At 46.2% G+C, this 24106-nt stretch carries 19 protein-coding genes; 12 read left to right on the top strand and 7 right to left on the bottom strand.

Annotated elements, in window-relative coordinates:
• The first annotated feature begins 16 nt into the window (after positions 1 to 16).
• Positions 17 to 991, top strand: coding sequence for a tripartite tricarboxylate transporter substrate binding protein (locus ICN39_RS05440; protein ID WP_216233050.1), 975 nt, complete (start codon positions 17 to 19; stop codon positions 989 to 991).
• Between the two features lie 8 nt (positions 992 to 999).
• Here the strand turns inward: ICN39_RS05440 and ICN39_RS05435 are convergent, their stop codons facing one another.
• Positions 1000 to 2310, bottom strand: coding sequence for an amidase (locus tag ICN39_RS05435; RefSeq protein WP_216233049.1), 1311 nt, complete (start codon positions 2308 to 2310; stop codon positions 1000 to 1002).
• A gap of 77 nt (positions 2311 to 2387) precedes the next feature.
• Between ICN39_RS05435 and ICN39_RS05430 the strand changes: the two genes are divergently transcribed.
• The gene (locus ICN39_RS05430; protein WP_216233048.1) at positions 2388 to 3050 is read left to right on the top strand and encodes a SprT family zinc-dependent metalloprotease; all 663 of its coding nucleotides are present in this window, start codon (positions 2388 to 2390) and stop codon (positions 3048 to 3050) included.
• 49 nt (positions 3051 to 3099) lie between these two features.
• Positions 3100 to 4191 carry a tartrate dehydrogenase gene (locus ICN39_RS05425; protein ID WP_216860984.1) on the top strand — a complete coding sequence of 364 codons (1092 nt, stop codon included), beginning with the start codon at positions 3100 to 3102 and terminating at the stop codon, positions 4189 to 4191.
• Between the two features lie 15 nt (positions 4192 to 4206).
• On the opposite strand, the gene dnaQ is transcribed toward ICN39_RS05425, so the two are convergent.
• The 5 genes from dnaQ to ICN39_RS05400 form a co-directional block, all read right to left on the bottom strand.
• Positions 4207 to 4917: a DNA polymerase III subunit epsilon gene (dnaQ, locus tag ICN39_RS05420; RefSeq protein ID WP_216233047.1), complete on the bottom strand. Its 711-nt coding sequence runs from the start codon at positions 4915 to 4917 to the stop codon at positions 4207 to 4209.
• Positions 4917 to 8015 carry an efflux RND transporter permease subunit gene (locus ICN39_RS05415; protein ID WP_216233046.1) on the bottom strand — a complete coding sequence of 1033 codons (3099 nt, stop codon included), beginning with the start codon at positions 8013 to 8015 and terminating at the stop codon, positions 4917 to 4919. The genes dnaQ and ICN39_RS05415 overlap by 1 nt, the downstream gene beginning before the upstream one ends.
• Positions 8012 to 9337 (bottom strand): efflux RND transporter periplasmic adaptor subunit, encoded by a 1326-nt coding sequence (locus ICN39_RS05410; RefSeq protein WP_216233045.1) that lies wholly within the window; start codon positions 9335 to 9337, stop codon positions 8012 to 8014. The genes ICN39_RS05415 and ICN39_RS05410 overlap by 4 nt, the downstream gene beginning before the upstream one ends.
• A 111-nt stretch (positions 9338 to 9448) precedes the next feature.
• Positions 9449 to 9913: a ribonuclease HI gene (rnhA, locus tag ICN39_RS05405; RefSeq protein ID WP_216233044.1), complete on the bottom strand. Its 465-nt coding sequence runs from the start codon at positions 9911 to 9913 to the stop codon at positions 9449 to 9451.
• 9 nt (positions 9914 to 9922) lie between these two features.
• On the bottom strand, positions 9923 to 10741 hold the full coding sequence (locus ICN39_RS05400) for a class I SAM-dependent methyltransferase (protein ID WP_216233043.1): 819 nt from the start codon (positions 10739 to 10741) through the stop codon (positions 9923 to 9925).
• Between the two features lie 6 nt (positions 10742 to 10747).
• On the opposite strand from ICN39_RS05400, the gene gloB reads away from it, so the two are divergent.
• The 7 genes from gloB (at position 10748) to ICN39_RS05365 (ending at position 20612) form a co-directional block, all read left to right on the top strand.
• Complete coding sequence (gloB, locus tag ICN39_RS05395; RefSeq protein ID WP_216233042.1) at positions 10748 to 11557, top strand: hydroxyacylglutathione hydrolase; 810 nt, start codon at positions 10748 to 10750, stop codon at positions 11555 to 11557.
• A 5-nt stretch (positions 11558 to 11562) separates the two neighbouring features.
• Positions 11563 to 12993, top strand: coding sequence for a transglycosylase SLT domain-containing protein (locus ICN39_RS05390; RefSeq protein WP_255532310.1), 1431 nt, complete (start codon positions 11563 to 11565; stop codon positions 12991 to 12993).
• 33 nt (positions 12994 to 13026) lie between these two features.
• A complete protein-coding gene (locus ICN39_RS05385; protein ID WP_216233040.1) occupies positions 13027 to 14910 on the top strand; it encodes a propionate--CoA ligase in 1884 nt (627 codons plus the stop codon).
• A gap of 246 nt (positions 14911 to 15156) precedes the next feature.
• Positions 15157 to 16341: a glutamine-hydrolyzing carbamoyl-phosphate synthase small subunit gene (gene carA, locus ICN39_RS05380; RefSeq protein ID WP_216233039.1), complete on the top strand. Its 1185-nt coding sequence runs from the start codon at positions 15157 to 15159 to the stop codon at positions 16339 to 16341.
• Complete coding sequence (carB, locus tag ICN39_RS05375; RefSeq protein WP_216233038.1) at positions 16341 to 19604, top strand: carbamoyl-phosphate synthase large subunit; 3264 nt, start codon at positions 16341 to 16343, stop codon at positions 19602 to 19604. Before carA ends, carB begins: the two co-directional genes overlap by 1 nt.
• Positions 19605 to 19662: 58 nt before the next feature.
• Entirely contained in the window at positions 19663 to 20139 is a 477-nt protein-coding gene (gene greA / locus ICN39_RS05370) for a transcription elongation factor GreA (protein ID WP_216233037.1), read from the top strand.
• Positions 20139 to 20612 carry a DUF4149 domain-containing protein gene (locus tag ICN39_RS05365; protein ID WP_216233036.1) on the top strand — a complete coding sequence of 158 codons (474 nt, stop codon included), beginning with the start codon at positions 20139 to 20141 and terminating at the stop codon, positions 20610 to 20612. Before greA ends, ICN39_RS05365 begins: the two co-directional genes overlap by 1 nt.
• 28 nt (positions 20613 to 20640) lie before the next feature.
• Here ICN39_RS05365 and ICN39_RS05360 read toward each other — a convergent pair whose 3' ends face one another.
• Positions 20641 to 21267, bottom strand: a complete 627-nt coding sequence (locus tag ICN39_RS05360) for a YhbY family RNA-binding protein (RefSeq protein WP_216233035.1) — start codon at positions 21265 to 21267, stop codon at positions 20641 to 20643.
• 126 nt (positions 21268 to 21393) lie between these two features.
• On the opposite strand from ICN39_RS05360, the gene ICN39_RS05355 reads away from it, so the two are divergent.
• The gene (locus ICN39_RS05355; RefSeq protein WP_216233034.1) at positions 21394 to 22068 is read left to right on the top strand and encodes an RlmE family RNA methyltransferase; all 675 of its coding nucleotides are present in this window, start codon (positions 21394 to 21396) and stop codon (positions 22066 to 22068) included.
• Positions 22069 to 22215: 147 nt separating this feature from the next.
• Complete coding sequence (gene ftsH, locus ICN39_RS05350) at positions 22216 to 24093, top strand: ATP-dependent zinc metalloprotease FtsH (RefSeq protein ID WP_216233033.1); 1878 nt, start codon at positions 22216 to 22218, stop codon at positions 24091 to 24093.
• Positions 24094 to 24106: the final 13 nt, after the last annotated feature.

The following is a 24106-nucleotide window of genomic DNA, read 5'->3' as shown; positions in this document are numbered from 1 at the left end:
TTAGTTGGAGAAATTAATGAAAAAATATTCAGTGATTCGTAGTACGTTTGTCATTTTAGGTTTTGGGATTTCATGTTTAGCTCTGGCTCAATCCTTTCCAGATCGCCCAATTACATTAGTTGTACCCAATCCTCCTGGTGGACTGGTTGATACCTCAGCACGTCTATTGAGCGAACCATTGACGCGCGTGATTGGCCAACCAGTGATTGTTGATAACAAGCCAGGAGCAAGCGGTAATACAGCCTATCAATATGTTGCTAAAGCCAAACCAGATGGCTATACATTATTGATTTCCTATTCCGGATACCACGTTGGTAACCCTGCCTTATTCGATAAGCTTCCCTGGGATCCAATTAAAGATTTCTCTCCAATAGCCTTGCTTACTGTGTCTACCAATGTCATTGCAGTACATCCATCAGTGCCAGTAAATAATTTGAAAGAATTCATTGCGTACGCAAAGGCGAATCCAGGTAAATTAAATTACGCCTCACAAGGCAATGGCTCCGTGTCACATATTGGTACGGAGATCTTTAAGCAAACTACGGGTGTAGATATGGTGCATGTTCCATACAAAGGATCTGGCCCAGCGATTCAGGATGTCTTGGCGGGGCAGGTGCAGGTATTTATTAGCACACCGCCTTCAGTCATGCAGCACGTTCAGAGTGGAAAACTCAAGGGGCTTGCTGTCACCGGTAAAAATCGCCACCCTGGTATGCCAAACGTACCAACTACCGCCGAGGCTGGTTTACCGTCGTTTCAATTGGAATCATGGGTGGCTCTCTATGCGCCAGCTGGAACACCTGCGCCAGTGGTTACAAAGCTCACCAATTCTGTAAAGCAGGGTTTGGCTTTGCCTGAAATTAAAGAGCGTGCAGATGCAGCCGGCGTTGAGCTTCGTTACTTGGGGCCAAACCAAACTGATGCACTAGTTAAGAAAGAACTTCCTTTCTGGGCCAAGGCAATTAAAGCGTCAAACATTACTCTGGATTAAGAGTTTGGTTATGCCTGGTCTCGTAAGGTGGGATCAGGCAACGCCAATGTAAATGCTCTGGCAGCGCTCAATAAGAAATGATCTTTACCTGGGCCTGCAATGAGCTGTACTCCTACTGGCAAGCCATTGGGGCCAGTGCCTACATTGATGTTGATGCAGGGCAAGCCCAGAAGGGTCCAGGCCCTAGAAAAAACAGGGTCTCCTGTGCCATCTTTAATGTTGGGAGCCTCGCCATTTGCGCTTGGAGCAATCATGATGTCAATCTCATTATTGAATAAGTCTTCAATAGCCGCTCTTGATTTATCGGCAAGCATTAAATCTCTTGCATATTGCTCATAGCTAATTTCAGCTCCTTCACTAAGTTGCTTCAAAAGTTGTGGGCTAAGTTTTTTTGCATAATGCACTCGTTCAAAAGTAAAGCTGCGTGACATTTCAGAAATCATGATGCGAGTCTGAGCTTGGGTGAGGCCATCGCATGCCTTGGGTAGCTTTTGATCGCTGACCGCACCCTTAGAAATTGCCTCAGCAGCATGCCGTGCGGTTGCAAGAGCTGTAGCAGTTTCCTTTTGAGCAAAAGGCCAGCTTGATGTCTTGCAAATGGCAATGCGGGGTTTGTTTTGCAAAGCTTCTATCTTTGCAAGGCGATGATCACCGCTCATGGCTGCAACACCAAGCCCCACATCTTCTACTGTTCTACCAAAACAACCCATGGTGTCGAGAGTGATGGAAAGACTTTTAATCCCCGCGATGCTCACTTTGCCATGGCTTGGTTTAAAGCCAACAAGACCACAAAAAGAGGCGGGGCGAATGATTGAGCCAGCGGTTTGGCTGCCAGTTGCCAGTGGAACCATAAAATCTGCAACTGCTGCAGCGGAACCACTGGAAGAGCCGCCCGGGGTGTGCTTTGGGTTATGAGGATTCGTCGTTAATCCGCTCTTAAATGTTGCAAATTCTGTTGTGACGGTTTTGCCTAAAATAATGGCACCTGATTGACGCATGAGGGCGACCGCCACAGCATCGGCAGCTGGATAGTGATTGGCGTAAATAGGTGAGCCATAGGATGTCGGGAGGTCGTAAGTATCAAATAGATCCTTAACCCCGACTGGAAGGCCATGCAATAATCCCTGAAAGGCACCCTTATCAAGCTGTTTGGCCCGGGATAAGGCATCTTCCTTGCCGAGACTTGCCCAGGCCTTAACAATGCTCTCTTTTTGCCCTATGCGGTCTAGGCAGGAAAGGAGTAAATCAGTTGCTTTAATTTCTCTCCTGGAGAGGGCTTTGATGGCTTGGGTAGCGCTAAGGCTTTCTAGATCTTTCATAGCCCCATTCTACTTACGGTGGCGTATGATCGCAATTGATGATTTTTGTTCCAGAATTTCAATAGAAGACAAGTTAAATGAAGCAACATACAGTCCGTGAGGCCTGGTTAGAGGATGCTGTAAGGCATCTTGAGCCGGTCTTTTCAAAAGCAGGTTATGCCATCCCTCCTGTGAGGGTTTCATGCGGATTCCCAGCCTCCAGCAGCCCAAGAACCACTCTAGGTCAATGCTGGCCGCGTGAGCGCTCGGGTGGCGGTGTGAATGAGATATTCATATCTCCCAAATTGGATGAGCCCGTCCAACTCTTAGATACCCTGGTTCATGAACTCTGCCATGCGGTGGATGATTGTTTTAGCGGCCATGGCGAAGACTTCAAGGGCATTGCTCAAACTGTGGGGCTTGAAGGTCCGGCCAGAATGGCGCATGCCACTGAAGAGCTCACTGTAAAGCTAATGATGATCAGCCAGGAGCTAGGTCCATATCCACACCAAGCGATTGTTTTCCCGCCCCCAAGACCTAGTAATGCCAGTCGAAGCAAGGCTAAATGCGGTCAATGTGGCTATGAGGTGACTCTGCTCAAGAAATGGGCCAGTTATGGAGCTCCAATTTGCCCCAAGGACAATATTCGGATGTTAGAGGCCGAGCCAGAGACAATCGAAAATACTACTGATTACGATAGCGAATCAGTTGAAAAAGGTAGTAAGAAGGCGCCAGATGAAATCCGTCGCGCTATAAGCTAGTTATTTGTAAAATCAATCTTCACCAAAAATAAAACGAGACACATTATTTATGAACGCTAAGAAAATATTTAAGAACCCTAAGATTGCTGTTATTCCTGGAGATGGCATTGGCAAAGAAGTCATGCCAGAAGGCGTACGCGCGCTAGAAGCAGCCAATCGCAAGTTTAATCTCGGTATGCAATTCGATCATTTTGATTTTGCAAGCTGTGATTACTACCTCAAGCATGGCAAGATGATGCCGGATGATTGGTTCGATATTCTCATGAAATACGACGCGATCTTCTTTGGTGCAGTCGGTATGCCCGACATTCTGCCCGATCACGTTTCACTGTGGGGAAGCTTAATTCAATTCCGCCGCGGCTTTGATCAGTACGTCAATTTACGTCCAGTACGTTTATTACCAGGCGTGCCTTGCCCACTGGCTAATCGCAAGCCGGGTGACATTGATTTCTTTGTAGTGCGTGAAAACACCGAGGGAGAGTACTCTAGCGTTGGTGGGAAGATGTTCCCTGATACGGATCGTGAGATCGTAATTCAAGAATCTGTTTTCACAAGACAGGGCGTTGATAGAATTTTGCAATATGCATTTGACTTGGCGCAAAGCCGCCCTAAGAAGCATTTAACCTCAGCAACCAAATCAAATGGTATTGCCATCACCATGCCTTATTGGGATGAGCGTGTTGAAGCGATGTCCAAAAAATTTGCCGATGTAAGGGCTGATAAATACCATATCGATATTTTGGCGGCTCACTTTGTTATGAATCCAGATCGCTTTGACGTTGTGGTGGCGAGCAATTTATTTGGAGATATTCTCTCTGACTTGGGTCCTGCGTGCACCGGCACCATTGCTGTAGCGCCATCTGGCAGCATCAATCCTGAAGGTAAATTCCCGTCCTTGTTTGAGCCTGTGCACGGATCAGCCCCGGATATCTTTGGAAAAATGATCGCCAATCCTATTGGTCAGATTTGGAGTGGGGCAATGATGTTAGATCACCTTGGCTACCCTGAAGCTGGCAAAGCGATATTCACTGCTATTGAAAAAGTATTGGCATCTGGCCCAGGAAATGCACCGCTTACACCTGATCTTGGTGGCACTGCGAAGACGGATGATTTAGGCAAGGCGATTGCTGCAGCAATCTAATTACTAATCCAGCAATTAACTAGTAGCGTTTAAAGGGCTCCAGACGGGGTCCTTTTTACTTGCCTTTGCAATTTCAGCCAAGATTTTTTCATGGCATTCGAGGTCATCGTTTGATGCCGAGAGCACCATGAGATTAGTTGGTAAAGCTTTGGTATGACCAGTAGAGTCTGAGTCGACCGTGTAATCAATCAAATCAATCGAGAGGTCTTCTTGACCCCTGGTCATCGCTACGTAGACTTCAGCAAGCAACTGGGCATCTAATAACGCGCCGTGCAAAGTACGATGTTTGTTGCTGATTGAAAAACGCTCACATAGCGCATCTAAGGAGTTGCGCTTTCCTGGAAACATCTGGCGTGCGTCGAGCAGAGTATCGGTAACCTTGGATGCCAGATTTCGGAAGGGCGGGCGCTTTAGTAGAGCAAACTCATTATCTAAAAATCCTAAGTCAAAGGCTGCGTTGTGAATCACAATTTCAGCACCATCGACAAACTCAATTAACTGTTCAACAATATTTGCAAAGATCGGCTTATCCGATAAAAACTCTCTAGAAAGTCCATGGACTGCAAATGCCCCTGCATCAATATCACGTTCAGGATTAATGTAGTAGTGGAATGTTCTATCGGTTAGGCGACGACCAACCATCTCAACACAGCCAATTTCTATAATGCGATCGCCAGTTGCTGGATTTAAGCCTGTCGTTTCAGTATCGAGAATAACTTTACGCATTAGGTACCTTCTAGGACGGCGGGTGGAATATCCATAGGACCAGTGCCTGCGTACTTATCAAGATAGAGATAAATCACAGGCGTAATGATCAGCGTTACAAACTGAGAAAAAATGAGACCACCAGCAACGCTGATGCCTAAAGGTTGCCGGAGTTCTGCTCCGGCGCCTAAACCGAAAGCAATGGGTAGGGCGCCCATGAGCGCTGCAAAGGTAGTCATCATGATGGGACGGAAACGCAAGATGCAGGCTTCACGAATAGCCTTTTCTGGACTCATGCCTTGATTGCGTTGCGCATCCAAGGCAAAGTCGATCATTAGAATCGCATTCTTCTTGACAATACCAATCAATAGCAAAATACCAATGGAAGCAACAATAGTCAGTTCAAAACCAAAAATACGCAAGGCTAAAATCGCACCAATCGCAGCAGAAGGTAAGCCCGCCAAAATGGTGAGTGGATGGATGTAGCTCTCATAAAGAACTCCAAGAAGAATGTAAATAACTCCTAGCGCCGATAGAATCAAGATCAGCTGTCCAGATTGATTACTTTTAAATACCGCAGCATCACCGCCGTAGCTGGTAATGATCGAAGATGGCAAATCTATGGCTTTGGTAAAGGATTCAATTTGTTTAGTTGCATCACCCAAGAAAACATCTGGAGCCAAGTTAAACGAAAGTGTTACTGCCGGAATTTGACCTTGATGGTTGACTGCTGTTGGGCCAACCGTGCGCGTATAACTCGCAAGGCTTGATAGCGGAATTAGTTTGTCAGTTGCACGACCGCGTACAAAGATTTTATTCAAATCAGACTCATATTGACGATCTTCAACGGCGCCTTCAAGAATGACGTAATAAGTATTTACCGGGGTATAAATGGTTGAGACCTGCTTTTCTCCATACGTAGAGTAAAGTGCTGAACGGATATCCGCAACGCTGACGCCAGCACTTGCGGCCTTTTCTCTATCAATATTAATTTTAACGTTCAGACCCTTCATTTGAGAGTCGCTTGTTACGTCCCTGAACATCGGATCGGCACGCATTTTCTGCATAAGCTTATCGGCCCACTCATTTACACCTTCAAAGCCAACGCTTTGCAAGGTAAATTGATAACGACTTTTACTACTCTTGCCGCCAAGCTGTAAGTTCTGTACTGGGCGCATATAGACTTGAAGGCCTGGAATTTCTTTGAACTTAGTTCGCAAGCCCTCCATAATCTTCGCCATTTTGGCGCGATCACTTTTGGGTTTGAGAATAATAAAAATCCTGCCAGTGTTATAACCGGAGCTTGCGCCGCCGCCGATCACAGAAATAGAACTGGCCACATTGGGGTCGGTGTTAACGAGCTCAGCAGCTTGATCCTGCAAAGCAAGCATGGCTCTAAAAGAGATATCTTCAGAAGCTTCTGTAGTAGCCAAAATTTGACCAATATCTTCTTCTGGAAAAAAACCTTTAGGGCTGCTGATGAAGAGAGCCACCGTAATGACAAAGGTAGAAAGGGCGCCCCACAAAATCACTTTACGGTTCTTCAGGGCTAGATCTAGGTAGTGAATATAAGTCCTAAGCATCCAATCAAAGAGGCGATCGAATTTTTTATTGATCGCATACTCTTTGGCATGCTGCCCTGGTTTTGGTAAGAATCGACTACAGAGCATTGGCACCACAGTGAGCGATACAACGGCAGATACCAAAATAGACAAAGAGACCACTACGGCAAATTCTCTGAAGAGAAGTCCGATCGGACCTGCCATAAAGAAGAGAGGAATAAATACTGCTACCAAGGAGATGGAGATGGAGATGATGGTGAAACCAACCTCCTTACTTCCCTTGAGTGAGGCCTTGAGCGGATCCATGCCTTGCTCGACATAGCGCATGATATTTTCAAGCACAACGATGGCGTCGTCCACAACCAGTCCCACCGCCAATGTAATACCTAAAAGAGAAATGTTGTCCAGGCTGTAACCCATAAAATACAGCAGAAAAAATGCACCAATGAGTGAGATTGGAAGACTGATAGATGGGATTACAGTTGCGGATATATGTTTTAAGAAAAGGAAGATCACTAGGATCACCAGCAAGACTGTTAATGCCAGTGTGAAATTAACATCATGAATTGCTTCAATGATCGAAAGGGAGCGATCATTCAAAAGTTGCAGTTTGATTGACTCAGGCATTTGCTTTTGCAATTGAGGCAATAAATCTTTAACCGACTTCACTACTTCAACCGTATTAGCGCTTGGCTGCCTTAGAACTGCAACTGCAATAGAGCGTTCGCCATTAGAGCTAGCAAGTGTTTTGACGTCCTCATAGCTTTCAATTACATCTGCTACATCTTTTAGGTAGATTGGTAAGCCATTTTTTTGACTCACAATCAAGTTGGCAAATTCTTCCGGTCTGACTAGCTGAGGATTGGCATAGATGGTGATTGCTTGACGTGGTCCATCCAATACTCCAACTGGGCTATTAGAGTTTGCTTTATTCACCGCCAGGGCAATGTCATCTACAGTCAGGTTTCGATTGGCAAGCGCATCTGGATGAACGCGGATTCGAACGGCGTAGCGTTTAGCGCCGTATACCAATACCTGGGCAACGCCACTAATTGTGGATAGATTTGGTGAAACAAGATTTTCTGCGTACTGATTGATATCTGAAAGGCTGATTGAGGGTGAGCTCATACGCACAACCAGTACCGGTGTATCTGCCGGATTAATCTTGCGATAAGAAGGGGGCACCGTCATCTCTATCGGAAGACGCTTTTGGGCTCGCAGTAATGCGGCTTGTACATCGACGGCTGCCTTATCAATATCTCTGTCGTTATTAAATTCAAGGGTAATACTGGTGCTGCCTAATGAGTTTGTAGAGCTGATGACATTAATGCCATCAATCGTCGAGAACTCTTTTTCGAGGGGTAGCGCAACTGCGGATGCCATGTTTTCCGGAGAAGCGCCTGGCAGGGAAGCGCTTACAGAGATAACCGGAGTGTTGAAGCTTGGAAGTGCGGCTACGGGAATTTTGACGTAAGCAACTGCACCAGCTATGACGGTGGCTACAGAGAGCAATACCGTCATTACCGGACGCCGAATACATAATTCGGAAAGTGTCATTTCTTATCTGGGGCCGAAGGAGTTGCAGGGGCAGCTGCACTGGCGTTTGCTGGAGCTGCAGGCGTTAAATTCTTGGCTTCACGCACTTTGCTGCCAGGGCGTAGGTTTTGCTTGCCTTCAACCACCACTCTATCGCCAGACTCAATGCCGGTTACTACTGTTGAGCCTAAGTACTCGTAAACCACTTTAATCGGTTTAGATGAAGCCTTGCCATCCTTATCAACGACATAAACCATTTTCCCGCGGGCGTTAATAACTACTGCTTGCGAAGGAATCGCCAAAGCATCCTTCAGGGTATTCGCTACCAAAGATACGCGGGCAAACTGGCCGGGCAACAAGGTTTTGTCGTCATTGGGAATCTGTGCTTTGACACGGACTGCCGCGATCGATGGATCCACTTGGTTATCAATCACCAAGACTTTTCCTTCATATGTCTTTTTGCCGCTATCACCAACAGCTACTTTGACAGTCATGGCTTCTCCATCAAGCTGATTCTCTAGCATGATTGGAATATCTTTTTCGGGAATAACAAATTGCACATTGATTGGATTCAATTGCGTAATAGTGACCATAGAACCTACGCTTGAAGTGGCAGTAGAACTGGTCGCAGTTGAAACGATGTTGCTGGCCTGAACAAGCGATCCCGGAAACACGTTCACGATTCCTGCGCGACCATCAATCGGAGACTTAATGTAATCAAAGGACAATTGCACTTCAGCGGAACGCGCTGCAGCTTGGGCGGACTTGGCATTGGCTAAAGTTGTTTCTAAAGCGGCTTTAGAAATAAAGTTCTTAGCAACAAGCTCTTTTGCTCTGAGGTATTGCTTTTGCGCATCATCGGCAAGGGCTTTGAGTTTTTCGTAGTTCGCCTTGTCGTTGCGGTCGTCTAAAGTAAAGAGTAAATCACCGGCTTTGACCTCTTGCCCGTCTTTAACTTCGATCTTAGCAACAGTATTGGTAACCATTGGACGAATATCAACAATGCTGCTGGAAACTATTGTGCCGGTAGCCTCAATAATGAGTGGTACATCTTTCTTCTCAACTACAACTGAGGTAATCGTTACTGGACCACCCGATTTTTCGGAAGCAGGGAAGAAATAATCGTAAGCCTTAGATCCCGCATAAAGAATAATCAGCGCCAATAAAATGCGCCACTTAAATTTCACTACAAATGATTTAACTGTTGCGAAGTCCAGCTGCTTAAGCTGATTTAATCGGGGGGAGTGTTGTTGCCAAAGTGCGCATAAGCGGGCTTTGCCACTGTTCTTATATTGCACGAGTTTGGCAACAGCCTTGTCGAGTGAAGATTCTATTTTTGACACAGTCTCGTTTTTCTAGGTTTTATGTGGGTTTTATGCTGTTTCTAAGCTATCTAGAGCAGGATCATTCTCTCATAAGATGGTTGAAAAGGAGGCTGTTGAGATGTATTTGCCCTATGGCAAAAAGTCCTCAACACCCTTATTGGCGAGCTGATCTGCTAGCTCATTTCCGGGGTGTCCATTATGTCCTCTAACCCAGTGCCAGGAGATCTCATGGCCAGGGAGTAGGGTATCGAGCTCCTGCCAGAGATCCGCATTTTTCACCGGATCCTTGCTAGCCGTCTTCCAGCCGCGTTTTTTCCAGCCTTCAAGCCATTCGGTAACCCCCTTTTGGACATATTGGGAATCTGTCCATAACTCAACAGTACTGCGTTGTTTGAGGGCTTTTAAGGCAAAAATAACCGCACAAATTTCCATGCGGTTGTTGGTTGTGAGCTTTTCGCCCCCATGAATATGCTTTTCGTGGCCTCCAGACCGCAAAACAGCCCCCCAACCCCCGGGTCCAGGATTGCCTTTGCAAGCGCCATCGGTGTAGATCACGATATGAGGGTGGTGGGGATGGGGTTTGGAATGCGGCATGGCAATAATTTACTTGTTATTGCCGCATTTGAGGTTTTTTTGAATATTGCTTCTCTCGGCGGCAGGACTCAACTGCTTTATGGCGGGTATGCGGACAAGTGATGCCGGGCCAATGAGTCGCACTCCTTGCTGGCGTTTAATAGCGGAAACTAAAAATACTGCCCCAAATATTGGCCACCAACGGTTCCCCATTTTCTCCAGAAAATTCATCTTGCCCATCACGGATTCGCCTTGCAAAGGGAATTTATAGCAACCAAAGTGACCGCGATCTAAAGAAAAGTTAAGCAACTCCAACCAATCTTTTATGCGGATGAGGCTAATAAATTGACCGTCTCTAGGTAGGTAGGGGGTTCCAATCAGTCTGCTTAGATATTGTCTAGCTCCCCACAGGCTTGCAGGGTTAAAGCCGGAAATAATTAAACGACCTTCGGGCCTAAGTACTCGATCGACTTCTCGCAATATTTGATGGGGGTCTGTAGCAAACTCCAAAACATGCGGCAGAACTATGAGATCTAGACTTTCGCTGGCAAAAGGGAGTTCTGTCGAGTCACCTTCAATTAAATGCCAGTTGAAATTTGCAGCATGAATGCGACTATCGTTAGAGTGAATCAGGATGGCATGTAAAGGCATCCGATTCTCACTTAGCGTGTTTATTTGAGGTAGGCCTATTTGCACCGCATGAAAGCCAAAGACATCAGCAACAATTTGGTCAAAACACCTCTGCTCCCATGCTAGTACGTAACGTCCAGGTGGGGATTGGAGCCATTTTTCCCATGAGCTCCAGGGAGGTGCAAGTGTCTGAGAGGGGATGGGTGGGGTTGGTATCATCGGTCTATGGATAAGAATACTTTATTGCAGGTTTGGCCCATTCCGGCTTTTGATGATAACTATATCTGGTGCATCCACAATGGCAGCTCTGCTTTAGTGGTGGATCCAGGTGACTCAGCGCCAGTTTTGGAGTATCTGAGGTTAAATCATTTGACCCTCAAAGGCATTCTCATTACCCACCACCATGCAGACCACACAGGCGGCATTCTGAACTTATTGCAAAGCTTAGGTGCAGATTTGCCTGTTTATGGCCCTGTAGGGGATAACATCCCAGGTCGTACTAATGTCGTCATGCAGGATGATAAGTTTGAAATTGCCGCTCCCCGCATTAGCCTTAAAGTGCTAGAGGTGCCCGGTCACACATTAAGTCACATTGCCTATTTTGCAAACATGCAAGCAAACGTTGTTGAGCCAATGCTGTTCTGTGGGGATACTTTATTTGCCTCTGGCTGCGGAAGATTGTTCGAAGGTACGCCAACTCAAATGACTGAGTCGCTTGGTAAGTTCGCTTCATTGCCAAAAAATACTTTGGTGTATTGCACTCATGAGTACACCTTATCGAATATTCGCTTTGCTTTAGCCGTAGAGCCCAACAATCTCAATCTGCTCTCATGGGCAGAGCAGGCTAAATCTCTTCGAGAGCAGGGTTTGCCAACTCTTCCAACGACTATTGGACAAGAGCTACAAGTGAATCCATTCATGCGCTGTGATCAAGCGGAAGTAATTGCGATGGCCAAAGAGGTATCAGGGCAGACATCACTGCCAACATCTGCGCATGTCTTGGCAGTCATTCGCGGCTGGAAAGATCACTTTTAATGCGGATGATGTACGCAGTAGTAGTGATTACTGCTTTGTTGAGTGGTTGCGCTAGCACGGGCGATTGGTCTTCCGACACGCCAACCAAAGCGAACTCAAAAGCATCTAAAGCTGCTCGAGTAAACCTCAAAAATCAATCCGTTAGCAAGGTTTATGCACCTTCTGACAATTTATGGCTACGTATTCGTGATGGCTATCAGATGGAGCCTATGAATACTCCTCTGGAGATTGAGCAGGTTCGTTGGTTGGCTGCAAGACCGGACTACGTGAATCGCTCAATGACGCGTTCTTCACGCTATTTGTTTTATATCGTGCAGGAAGTGAATGCGCGTAATATGCCTACCGAAATTGCACTGCTGCCATTTGTTGAGAGTGCTTTTGTAACCAATGCAAAGTCGAGCGCAAAGGCGGTAGGTTTATGGCAATTTATGCCCGCCACAGGCAAAGACTTTCGGCTTACGCAAAACGTATTTAGAGATGAGCGACGAGATGTTGTCCAGTCTACTGACGCAGCTTTAGATTACTTGCAACGTTTAAATAATCAATTTGGTAGTTGGGAATTAGCGCTGGCAGCCTATAACTGGGGTGCGGGTAATATTTCTAAGGCACAGAAACGCAATGCAGCCGCTGGATTGCCAACGGATTACGAAAGTTTGACTCTGCCGCGTGAAACACGCAATTACGTCCCCAAGTTGATGGCATATCGACAAATTGTGTTGGATCCACAGGCATATGGAATTGTTCTACCCGAGTTAGAAAATCACCCATACTTTGTTGCGGTTGAGGTGGGTAGTGATATTGACGTTGCTCTCGTCATTAAGTTGGCTGAAATACCAACAGATGAATTTCATAGTTTGAATCCATCTTTTAATAAGCCGGTTATTTTGAGTAATGCTAACCAACAAATTCTGCTGCCATTTGCGCATGCGGAGATCTTTCAGGATAACCTGAAGCAATACACTAAATCCCTTTCTTCATGGACTGCCGTTCAGGTGTCTAAGACAGAAAGCGTTGATCAGGCAGCTAAAACTTTAGGCGTAGATGTGGATACGCTTCGCGAGGTTAATGGCATACCAAAGGGAATGCGCATCCGGGCAGGCTCAACCGTATTAATCCCCAAAACTAGTCGTAGGCCAGGGGATGTTTCAACTGCCATGGCAGAAAATGCCAGTCTCAGCTTAGAAAAGCCAGCTCCGCCTGCGCCTAAGTGCCCCAAACCTGCTAAGGGAGCAAAAAGCGCTAAATCAACAAAATGTGTTGCGCCTACCAATTCCAAGACGGCGGATAAAGGTACATCTAAGGGTAATTCTTCTGGAAAAAATGCTGCATCTCAGCATAAATCCGCATCGACAGGGCTTGCAAAATCTGCGAAAAATGGTAGTTCGCCTACCTTGGCCAGCAGCAACACTAGCAAGGGGGTGAATAAAAGCCAGTAATTTGAGTAACTTTTTTAAGAGATCAGGTTGACCATGTCCTACAAAGCACATCACGAACGCTCAATTAAAGACCCAGATGGATTTTGGGGTGAGCAAGCGCAACTAATTCATTGGGAAAAACCTTTCGACAAAGTTCTGAATTACAACAACCCTCCATTTGCTAAATGGTTCGAGGGTGGCTTAACGAATCTTTGCTACAACGCTGTTGATCGTCATCTAAAAGATCGCCCAGATCAAATCGCCCTCGTTGCTGTTTCCACGGAAACCAATCAAGAGAAGGCGTATACATTTAAAGAGCTTTACGAAGAAGTCAATCGTATAGCTGCAATTTATAAAGCAAATGGCGTTAAAAAGGGTGATCGCGTTCTCATCTATATGCCAATGATTGCCGAAGCTTGTTTCGCAATGCTTGCCTGCGCTCGGATTGGTGCGATTCATTCTGTAGTGTTTGGCGGCTTTGCATCACACAGCTTGGCATCTCGTATTGATGATGCCAAACCAAAACTCATTGTTACTGCAGAAGCAGGTGCTCGTGGCGGTAAAGCGGTCCCATATAAGCCCTTGCTAGATGAAGCTATTACTTTGGCCGAATACAAGCCAGAAAAAGTCTTAATTGTGAATCGTGGTTTAACTGAATTCACCACCGTAGCTGGTCGCGATTTAGATTACGCCGGCGAACGTGAAAAACATTTGAAAGATGTTGTGCCTATTGAGTGGGTTGATGCAACCCATCCTTCTTATATTTTGTACACCTCCGGCACAACTGGAAAGCCCAAAGGTGTTCAGCGTGACACAGGTGGTTACGCAGTGGCCCTCGCTGCTTCTATGAAACATATCTTTACCGGCAATGCGGGTGAAACGATGTTCTGTACCTCTGACATTGGTTGGGTTGTTGGACATAGCTACATTATTTATGCGCCATTGCTATCTGGTATGGCTACGATCATGTACGAGGGCACTCCCTTGCGTCCTGACGCAGGCATTTGGTGGGAGCTAGTAGATAAGTACAAAGTATCAGTCATGTTTTCTGCGCCAACTGCTGTTCGTGTTCTTAAGAAGCAAGATCCTGCATTTTTAACGAAATATGATCTCTCAAAATTACGCGCCTTGTTTTTGGCGGGTGAGCCGTTGGATGAGCCAACAGCAAGTTGGATTCATGGCGCAATTAATAAGCCAATTGTGGATAACTACTGGCAAACGGAAACGGGTTGGCCAATGCTTGCAATTCAGCGTGGCGTAGAGGTTATGCCGCATAAATTTGGATCCCCTGGCGTGCCTTCATTTGGTTACAACATGAAATTGCTAGACGATGCCACCTCTGAAGAGCTGGGTCCAGATCAGAAGGGTGTCATTGCTATTGAAGGCCCATTGCCCCCAGGTTGCATGCAAACTATTTGGGGGGATGACAAGCGCTTTGTCAGCACTTACTGGGAAACGATTCCGGGTAAAACGATTTACTCCACTTTTGACTGGGGCATCAAAGACAAAGATGGTTACTTCTTCATCTTAGGCCGTACGGATGATGTAATCAACGTTGCTGGACATCGCCTCGGTACTCGTGAGATTGAAGAAAGCATTTCCAGTCATCCGAACGTTTCAGAAGTTGCTGTGGTTGGCATTGAGGACAAACTGAAGGGTCAGGCCGCCATTGCATTTGTGATTCCAAAGGATGCCTCCAATACTGTCACTTTGGAGGCCGAGTGTATGAAGACGGTAGATACAACTCTGGGCGCTATTGCTCGCCCTGGACGTGTTTATATCGTTACAGCTCTACCGAAGACGCGTTCAGGCAAAATTGTTCGTCGCGCACTCCAGGCTGTTGCTGAAGGTCGGGACCCCGGTGATATCAGCACGATGGATGACCAGTCTGTTTTAGCTCAAATCAAGACCATCATTGAGCAGAGTGCTAAGGCATGAAAACTCCCAATTTTGGATAAATTGCTCCTCAAGCCATTAGGCTAGGGGAGTTTTTTACCCTCCAGCCCCTATTCGGCCGCAAATCCAAGGGTTTACGAGCAAAAATGTTATGATTACAGGGTTCGAAACTTAATAAATACCCTAGCGCTTAAAGACACTCACCACCCGCAAAAACATCCCCGGGCTAGTCTTTTTTGGGGGTTTTGAGCGTCGGATGGAGCAGGGACTGGAGATGGTTTGTCACCCTTGCTTCCTTCTTTTCCCCCAGCCGTGTTGGCCTTAGCCGACGGCACAATATTTCCCGGTTTTAGCATTGGCGCCCCTGGCGAAACTACTGGCGAAGTCGTATTTAATACTGCATTAACTGGATATCAAGAGATCATTACTGATCCCAGTTACTCCCGTCAAATTGTTACATTGACCTATCCTCATATCGGTAATGTGGGTGTTAATGCCCAAGATGCGGAATCGGATCAAATTCATGCTGCTGGCCTGGTTATCAAAGACCTGCCAAAGCGTGTATCTAATTTTCGCTCAGAAGGTTCTTTAGATGACTACCTCACTAAAGCCGGTATCTTGGGGATTGCTGGTATAGATACACGCAAGCTCACCAGAATTCTGCGTGACAAGGGTGCCCAATCGGGTGCAATTGTTGCTGGCAAAGTTGGCGATAGCTATGAAGCTTTAGGCACGAAGGCGCTTGAACTTGCTAAAGCTTTCCCTGGCATGTCAGGCTTAGATCTTGCTAAGGTGGTTACCACTAAGAAAGCATATGAGTGGCGTGAAGCTGAGTGGGATCTCCATGGACCAAACGGTAAGCCTGCTTACAGATCACTAGACACCAGCAAGCCGGTTAAAAAAGTAGTTGCTTATGACCTCGGTGTGAAACGCAATATTTTGCGTATGCTGACTGAGCGTGGCTGTCAATTAACCGTGGTGCCGGCACAAACTAGCGCAGCAGAAGTTCTGGCTATGAACCCTGATGGCGTGTTCTTCTCAAATGGTCCTGGCGATCCTGGTCCATGTGACTACGCTATCGCTGCCGCTAAAGAAATTATTGAAAAAGGTGTTCCAACCTTTGGTATCTGTTTAGGCCAACAAATCATGGGCCTTGCGGCTGGTGCCAAGACATTGAAGATGAAGTTCGGTCACCATGGCGCCAATCATCCTGTGAAAGATTTAGATACAGGCCGCGTTGCCATTACCTCTCAGAACCATGGTTTTGCAGTTGATGCCAATACATTACCAAGCAATATTCGCGTAACCCACGTGTCTTTATTTGATGGATCCTTGCAGGGTTTGGCATGGAATGACAAGCCAGCACTTTGTTTCCAAGGGCATCCTGAGGCCTCACCAGGCCCTCATGACATTGCTTATTTATTTGATCGTTTTGTGGAGCTAATGAATGCTACCAAGAAGGAGGGCAAATAATGCCTAAGCGTAGCGATATTAAGAGCATCCTAATTATTGGTGCTGGTCCAATTGTGATTGGCCAGGCCTGTGAGTTTGACTACTCTGGAGCGCAAGCCTGTAAGGCACTGCGTGACGAAGGCTACAAGGTTATTTTGGTCAACAGCAATCCTGCAACCATCATGACTGACCCAGAGATGGCCGATGTAACTTATATCGAGCCGATTACCTGGGAAGTTGTTGAGCGCATTATTGCCACTGAAAAGCCAGATGCAATTTTGCCAACCATGGGTGGCCAGACTGCACTGAACTGTGCATTAGATCTTCACCGTCATGGTGTCCTAGAGAAATATGGTTGTGAGCTAATTGGCGCCTCACCAGAAGCAATTGATAAGGCAGAAGATCGTCAGAAATTTAAAGAGGCGATGACCAAAATTGGTCTGGGCTCTGCGAAGTCTGGCATTGCGCACTCCATGGATGAGGCGCATGAAGTTCAGCAGCAAATTCAGAGGGAAACTGGCAGCTTAGGTTTCCCAGTAGTGATTCGTCCTTCATTCACCATGGGTGGATCGGGCGGCGGTATTGCTTATAACCGTGAAGAATTTGAAGAAATTTGTAAACGTGGTCTCGATTTATCCCCAACGCGTGAGCTCTTAATCGAAGAGTCTCTCTTGGGTTGGAAAGAATTTGAGATGGAAGTCGTACGCGATCGCAATGACAACTGCATCATTGTTTGCTCGATTGAAAATTTAGATCCAATGGGTGTTCATACCGGTGACTCAATTACCGTAGCGCCTGCGCAAACTTTGACGGATAAAGAGTATCAAATCATGCGTAATGCATCGATTGCTGTTCTGAGGGAAGTTGGTGTTGATACTGGTGGATCTAACGTGCAGTTCTCGATTAATCCAATTGATGGTCGCATGATCGTTATTGAAATGAATCCAAGGGTTTCACGCTCATCAGCATTGGCATCAAAGGCTACGGGTTTCCCCATTGCAAAGATTGCGGCTAAATTGGCGGTTGGTTACATCTTGGATGAACTCAAGAATGACATTACTGGTGGCGCTACACCAGCATCATTTGAGCCTTCAATTGACTACGTTGTTACCAAGATTCCACGCTTTGCATTTGAGAAATTCCCACAGGCTGATTCCCGCTTAACAACGCAGATGAAGTCAGTTGGTGAAGTGATGGCTATTGGCCGCACTTTTCAAGAATCATTCCAGAAAGCGCTTCGCGGTTTAGAGGTTGGCGTCGATGGTTTGGATGAAATATCCACGGATCTTGATGACATCATCAATGAGATTAATGAGCCGGGACCGGATCGTATTTGGTATTTGGCAGACGCATTCCGCATGGGAATGGGTCTTGATGAGATTTACTCTGAAACGAAGGTTGATCCTTGGTTCTTGGAGCAAATTGAAGAGCTCATCACCATTGAAGCTGAGCTTAAGCAGCGCAAGATCGACAGTCTTACAGCACCAGAGTTGCGCTTTATAAAGCAAAAAGGGTTCTCTGATCGCCGCTTAGCGAAACTATTAAAGGTTGATGCTGCATCTGTTCGTGCAGCGCGCCATCGATTAAAGGTAGTTCCTGTCTATAAGCGTGTTGATACCTGTGCAGCTGAATTCTCAACCAATACTGCTTACCTGTATTCAACCTATGAAGCAGAGCATGGTGAGTGCGAATCACAGCCGACCAATAAAGAAAAGATTATGGTCTTAGGCGGTGGCCCAAACCGTATTGGTCAAGGTATTGAGTTTGACTATTGCTGTGTACATGCTGCCTTAGCAATGCGCGAGGATGGCTACGAAACCATCATGGTGAACTGCAACCCTGAAACCGTTTCTACCGACTACGACACATCAGATCGCTTGTACTTTGAGCCGCTGACTCTTGAAGATGTATTGGAGATTGTTGCTAAAGAGAAGCCAAAGGGCGTTATCGTTCAGTACGGTGGCCAAACACCTTTAAAATTGGCTCTAGATCTTGAGCGTAATGGCGTGCCAATCATTGGCACTTCACCAGACATGATTGACGCTGCAGAAGACCGCGAGCGCTTCCAAAAGCTGCTTCAGGATCTCGGTTTACGTCAACCGCCTAATCGTACGGCACGTACTGAAGAAGAGGCTCTTAAGCTAGCAGAGGAAATTGGTTACCCATTGGTGGTTCGTCCTTCCTATGTCTTGGGTGGTCGTGCAATGGAAATCGTTCATGACGGTCGTGACCTTGAGCGCTACATGCGTGAAGCCGTGAAGGTATCCCACGATTCTCCTGTACTGCTTGACCGCTTCTTAAATGATGCTATCGAGTGTGACGTGGATTGCATCAGCGATGGTACGGACGTATTTATCGGTGGCGTCATGGAGCATATCGAGCAAGCCGGCGTTCACTCTGGAGACTCAGCCTGCTCATTGCCCCCATACTCATTATCTGATGCGACGGTTGCGGAGATTAAACGTCAAACTGCAGCGATGGCCAAAGGTTTGAATGTGGTTGGTTTGATGAACGTCCAGTTTGCAATTCAGAATGTCGATGGCAAAGATGTGATCTATGTTCTCGAGGTTAATCCCCGAGCATCTCGAACTGTGCCCTTTGTATCTAAGGCTACTGGCTTACAACTTGCAAAAATTGCAGCCCGTTGTATGGTTGGTCAGACTCTAGAGCAGCAGGGTATTAAGACTGAAGTGAAGCCACCATACTTCTCAGTAAAAGAGGCTGTATTCCCATTCAATAAGTTCCCAGGTATTGATCCAATTCTTGGGCCAGAGATGCGCTCCACTGGTGAGGTAATGGGTGTTGGCAAGACTTTTGGCGAGGCTTTATTTAAATCACAACTGGGTGCTGGCATTAAGCTACCAAAGAGTGGAACAGTTCTGTTGACTGTCAAAGATAGCGACAAGCCAAAGGCGATTGAAGTTGCTAAGTTATTACATCAACTGGGCTTTCCGATGGTTGCAACCAAAGGTACTGCAGCAGCAATTGAAGCTGCGGGCTTACCAGTTAAGGTGGTCAATAAAGTGAAGGATGGGCGTCCACATATCGTGGATTTCATCAAGAATGGCGAGATTTCACTTGTATTTACTACTGTGGATGAAACTCGGACTGCAATTGCTGACTCTAGATCCATCCGCACAAGTGCTCAAGCCAATGGCGTTACGTATTACACGACTATTAGTGCTGCACGAGCAGTAATGGATGGTTTATTGGCCTCTGAAAATGGTCGACTTGATTCGCTCGAGGTTTATTCCTTACAAAGCTTACATCGGGAGCTCATTTAATCTAAAATTAACTTTTATTGGCGCGATTTTGCGCAAGAATTTAAGTTAGGTTAGTTTCATGAGCACAATTCCGATCACCAAGCGCGGTGCAGAACTTCTCAAAGAGGAGCTGCACCGTCTTAAACACGTAGAACGTCCTTCCGTTATTAATGCCATCTCAGAAGCGCGCGCTCAAGGCGATCTTTCTGAGAATGCTGAATACGATGCTGCTAAAGAAAAACAGGGCTTCATTGAAGGTCGCATTCAAGAGTTGGAGGGCAAGCTGTCAGCCGCTCAAATTATTGACCCCGCCACATTAGATATTGCTGGCCGCATAGTATTTGGTGCTACCGTTGACTTAGAGGACCTTGAAGACGGTACTAAGCTCACGTATCAGATTGTTGGGGATGATGAGGCTGACATTGCCGTTAAGAAAATTTCCATCAGTTCGCCGATTGCTCGTGCATTAATTGGCAAAGAAGAGGGCGATGTGGTGGCCGTACAAGCGCCGGGCGGTAATCGTGAAGTTGAAATTTTGGCGGTACGCTACATCTAATGCCCGTAGCCCTCTCTCAAAGATTATTCAGTCTTATTGCTGGACTTTGGGTGGGTAGCTTTATTACTGTCGGATTTTTAGTTGTACCTGTTTTATTTACAAGTCTAGGCGACAGACAAGTTGCTGGTATGGTTGCCGCAAGTTTATTTAAAGTGACCGCGTATCTTGGTGTTGTCATCAGTGCCTTCTTAATGATGATTGCAAGCCGCCTTGTAAAGAAGGGTAATGACCGTTTCCGCATCACTCGCTGGATATTACTAGGAATGCTTGCTTGTGCAGTTTGCGCAGCATTTATCATTATTCCTTGGATGAACTCACTAAGGGATCAGGCTCTCTATTCAGGTCTGTCAGTTCGCGAGTCTACTAATGCCTCATTATTTGCACGCCTACATGGCGTTTCCAGCACAATCTTTATGATTCAAGCGGTATTCGGTCTTGCCTTAGTTTGGCGGACAACAAAAAACGCCGACTAGCGGCGTTTCTCTATTTCACTTGCTTTGATTAGGAGCCAAGTGATTTTTTCTTAGTGCTACTCATTCTGGCTTTACGCTTCTTAATTGGTGCCGGTGCGGCAACTGCTTTTCTGTAACCAGGAGATGACCAACCAATTTTGGATTCCGCTGCTTCAGAACGCAATACCCGTTTCTTAGGTGTTGCCGATTTCACTGCTGCAGCTCTTGCAAATGGTGCTGCATTTGAAGCTGAGCGACGATCAGATCTTTCAGAGGTGCTTGTACGAACACCAGCTTTTGCTGGAGCACGATTTGGCTGGCGTTTTGTACGAGGAGCTTGCAAAGATTTTTTAGTTTGCTTACTTGATCTACCTAGATTGCTAAATGCCTCATCCACCACATCTTTTGGTTTCCACAACACGAGCAATTTACCAATATGCTGAACTGGAGCGGCACCAAGTTTGTCGCAGAGCTCTTCATAAATAGCAACACGAGCTTCACGCTCATCACCAAAAACTCGGATCTTAATTAACCCGTGGTGATTGATAGCTAATTTAGCTTCTTTGATTACAGCAGGTGTTAAACCGTCGCCACCAATCATGACAACAGGACTTAAGTCGTGCGCATCAGCTTTGAGGGATTTACGTTGTGCAGGGGTAATGGTAAGTGCAGTCATGGGGATTATGATAGAGCATTGAGGGTCAAAAATGCCTATTTAGCTTGAATTTGCCTGTATTTTGATCGATTCCTTTTGCTTTAGAGAGCAGAAACCAGGAAAATAGACGGCGAAAGTGGGTAAGTTGTGGCAAAGAATAAATTTAATAAAAGTTGGTTGCAGGATCATTTAACTGATCCCTATGTGAAGATGGCCCAGAAAGAGGGTTATCGCGCTAGAGCGGTTTATAAGCTCAGTGAAATAGATGAGCAAGATCACCTCATCAAAGCGGGTATGGCCATTGTGGACCTAGGGAGCGCTCCTGGGAGTTGGTCTCAGTACGTTCGCAATCGCCTCACCGAGCTTGGTAAAAGTAATCCCAAAATAGAATCTGGCAAGCCTGATGGTCAAATCATCGCTATTGATATTTTGCCAATGGAAGATATTGCTGATGTGAGCTTTATTCAGGGTGACTTTAGGGAGGATGAGGGGCTTGCTGCTTTAGAGGCGCTCTTGCCAAAGAGTGCTGGAGGCAAGGTGGATTTGGTTCTATCGGATATGGCGCCAAATCTTTCAGGAGTAGGCGTAGCTGATGCGGCCAGAATGGCTTTTTTGGCAGAGATAGCGCTAGACTTTGCTACCGCCCATCTAAAACCTGAAGGTGCACTTTTGATTAAGTGCTTTAACGGTAGTGGCTATAGCCAAATAGTGGAATCCTTTAAAAAGATCTTCAAAACGGTTGCTTCCCGCAAACCAAAGGCATCAAGGGCTAAGTCTTCAGAAATCTTCTTATTGGGTAGAAACCTAAAGCAACCAAAGTAAGTAGCAAATATGCCTAATAACCCCCCAAATTAGAGGGGGTTTATTAAATAAATATGCCATTAGCCCTTGAAAAAGGGTGGTAGTAGAATGAAATACTTAGGAAGCAAATCGCTTTAACTCCTGGATCAATCCAGAAAAGGACTCATTTTGAACAGCAATATGTTCCAAAAAATCGGTGTGTGGCTCATTGTGGGCTTGGTGCTTTTCACTGTTTTTAAACAGTTTGATAAGCCTAGGGACCAAACTCAGGTGACGTATTCCCAATTCATGGATGACGCCAAAGCCGGCAAAGTAAAGCGTGTAGATGTACAAGGTCGTACATTGCAAGTAACACCTGCTGATGGCAATAAATACTCCATCATCTCTCCAGGTGATATCTGGATGGTGGGCGACCTCATGAAGTATGGTGTCCAGGTTACTGGTAAAGCTGATGACGAACCAAACATGTTGGTTTCTGCTTTGTACTATCTTGGACCCACCTTGCTCATTATTGGTTTTTGGTTTTTCATGATGCGTCAAATGCAAGGTGGCGGTAAGGGTGGTGCATTCTCTTTTGGTAAGTCTAAAGCGCGTTTAATTGACGAGAACAGCAACACAGTCACCTTTGCTGATGTCGCTGGTTGCGATGAGGCAAAAGAAGAAGTCTTTGAGATTGTCGATTTCTTAAAAGATCCGCAAAAGTTTCAAAAGCTTGGTGGTCGCATTCCGCATGGTGTATTGCTCGTTGGGCCTCCAGGTACTGGTAAGACCCTTTTAGCCCGTGCAATCGCAGGCGAAGCAAAGGTTCCTTTCTTCTCGATCTCTGGTTCTGACTTTGTGGAGATGTTCGTTGGTGTTGGCGCATCACGTGTGCGTGACATGTTCGAAAACGCCAAGAAAAACTCTCCTTGCATCATCTTTATTGATGAGATTGATGCTGTTGGTCGTCACCGCGGTGCCGGCATGGGTGGCGGTAATGATGAACGTGAACAAACGCTCAACCAAATGCTCGTGGAGATGGATGGTTTTGAAAGTAATAGTGGCGTTATCGTTGTCGCTGCCACCAACCGCTCCGATGTATTAGACAAGGCTTTATTGCGTCCAGGACGCTTCGACCGTCAAGTGCACGTTGGTTTGCCAGACATTCGTGGTCGCGAGCAAATTTTGCAAGTGCATATGCGCAAAGTTCCGATTGATCCCGATGTTAATGCTGCTGTTTTGGCTCGCGGCACTCCCGGTTTTTCAGGAGCGGATTTGGCGAACTTGGTAAATGAGTCTGCGCTGTTTGCGGCTCGTCGTAATAAGCGTGCAGTGGATATGAAAGACTTTGAAGACGCTAAAGACAAGATCTATATGGGTCCTGAGCGCAAGTCGGCTGTTATGCGTGAAGAAGAGCGTCGTAATACTGCTTATCATGAGTCCGGTCATGCTGTTGTAGCTAAGGTTTTACCTAAAGCAGACCCCGTTCATAAAGTTACCATCATGCCGCGAGGCATGGCTCTAGGTGTGACTTGGCAGTTGCCGGAATTTGATCGTGTGAACTTATACAAAGATCGCATGATGGAGGAGTTGGCTATTTTGTTTGGTGGCCGTGCCGCTGAAGAGGTATTCCTGCATTCATCCAGTACGGGCGCCTCAAATGACTTTGAGCGCGCTACGAAGATGGCGCGTGATATGGTGACTCGTTATGGCATGAGTGATAGCTTGGGCACGATGGTTTATGTTGATACTGAGTCAGAAAGTATTTTTGGCCGGAACAGCACTAAAACAGTATCTGAGCTTACTCAACAAAAAGTAGATGCAGAAATTCGTACTTTGATTGATAGTCAATATGCTTTAGCTAGATCAATCTTGGAGCAAAACCGAGATAAGGTTGAAGCAATGGTTGCGGCTTTGCTTGAATGGGAAACCATTGATGCGGAACAGATCAATGACATTATGGAAGGTCGCCCACCACGGGCCCCTAAGCCGCCTCCAGCTACTCAGTTTGGTAATTCTGCTGGTACCCCTGGTCCTGCGACTGGCAGCGCTCCAGCCACTGCTTAACTATTCTATAAGC

The organism is Polynucleobacter sp. AP-Reno-20A-A9 (assembly GCF_018882085.1).
In the GTDB taxonomy this organism is placed as follows: Bacteria; Pseudomonadota; Gammaproteobacteria; order Burkholderiales; family Burkholderiaceae; genus Polynucleobacter.
This window is presented reverse-complemented; position numbering and strand designations above follow the sequence as displayed.

Bases quoted from the DNA above. Each gene is read 5' to 3' on its own strand.
- ICN39_RS05440 (WP_216233050.1), top strand. From the start codon at position 17: ATGAAAAAATATTCAGTGATTCGTAGTACGTTTGTCATTTTAGGTTTT.
- ICN39_RS05435 (WP_216233049.1), bottom strand. From the start codon at position 2,310: ATGAAAGATCTAGAAAGCCTTAGCGCTACCCAAGCCATCAAAGCCCTC.
- ICN39_RS05430 (WP_216233048.1), top strand. From the start codon at position 2,388: ATGAAGCAACATACAGTCCGTGAGGCCTGGTTAGAGGATGCTGTAAGG.
- ICN39_RS05425 (WP_216860984.1), top strand. From the start codon at position 3,100: ATGAACGCTAAGAAAATATTTAAGAACCCTAAGATTGCTGTTATTCCT.
- dnaQ (WP_216233047.1), bottom strand. From the start codon at position 4,917: ATGCGTAAAGTTATTCTCGATACTGAAACGACAGGCTTAAATCCAGCA.
- ICN39_RS05415 (WP_216233046.1), bottom strand. From the start codon at position 8,015: ATGACACTTTCCGAATTATGTATTCGGCGTCCGGTAATGACGGTATTG.
- rnhA (WP_216233044.1), bottom strand. From the start codon at position 9,913: ATGCCGCATTCCAAACCCCATCCCCACCACCCTCATATCGTGATCTAC.
- ICN39_RS05400 (WP_216233043.1), bottom strand. From the start codon at position 10,741: ATGATACCAACCCCACCCATCCCCTCTCAGACACTTGCACCTCCCTGG.
- gloB (WP_216233042.1), top strand. From the start codon at position 10,748: ATGGATAAGAATACTTTATTGCAGGTTTGGCCCATTCCGGCTTTTGAT.
- ICN39_RS05390 (WP_255532310.1), top strand. From the start codon at position 11,563: ATGATGTACGCAGTAGTAGTGATTACTGCTTTGTTGAGTGGTTGCGCT.
- ICN39_RS05385 (WP_216233040.1), top strand. From the start codon at position 13,027: ATGTCCTACAAAGCACATCACGAACGCTCAATTAAAGACCCAGATGGA.
- carB (WP_216233038.1), top strand. From the start codon at position 16,341: ATGCCTAAGCGTAGCGATATTAAGAGCATCCTAATTATTGGTGCTGGT.
- greA (WP_216233037.1), top strand. From the start codon at position 19,663: ATGAGCACAATTCCGATCACCAAGCGCGGTGCAGAACTTCTCAAAGAG.
- ICN39_RS05365 (WP_216233036.1), top strand. From the start codon at position 20,139: ATGCCCGTAGCCCTCTCTCAAAGATTATTCAGTCTTATTGCTGGACTT.
- ICN39_RS05360 (WP_216233035.1), bottom strand. From the start codon at position 21,267: ATGACTGCACTTACCATTACCCCTGCACAACGTAAATCCCTCAAAGCT.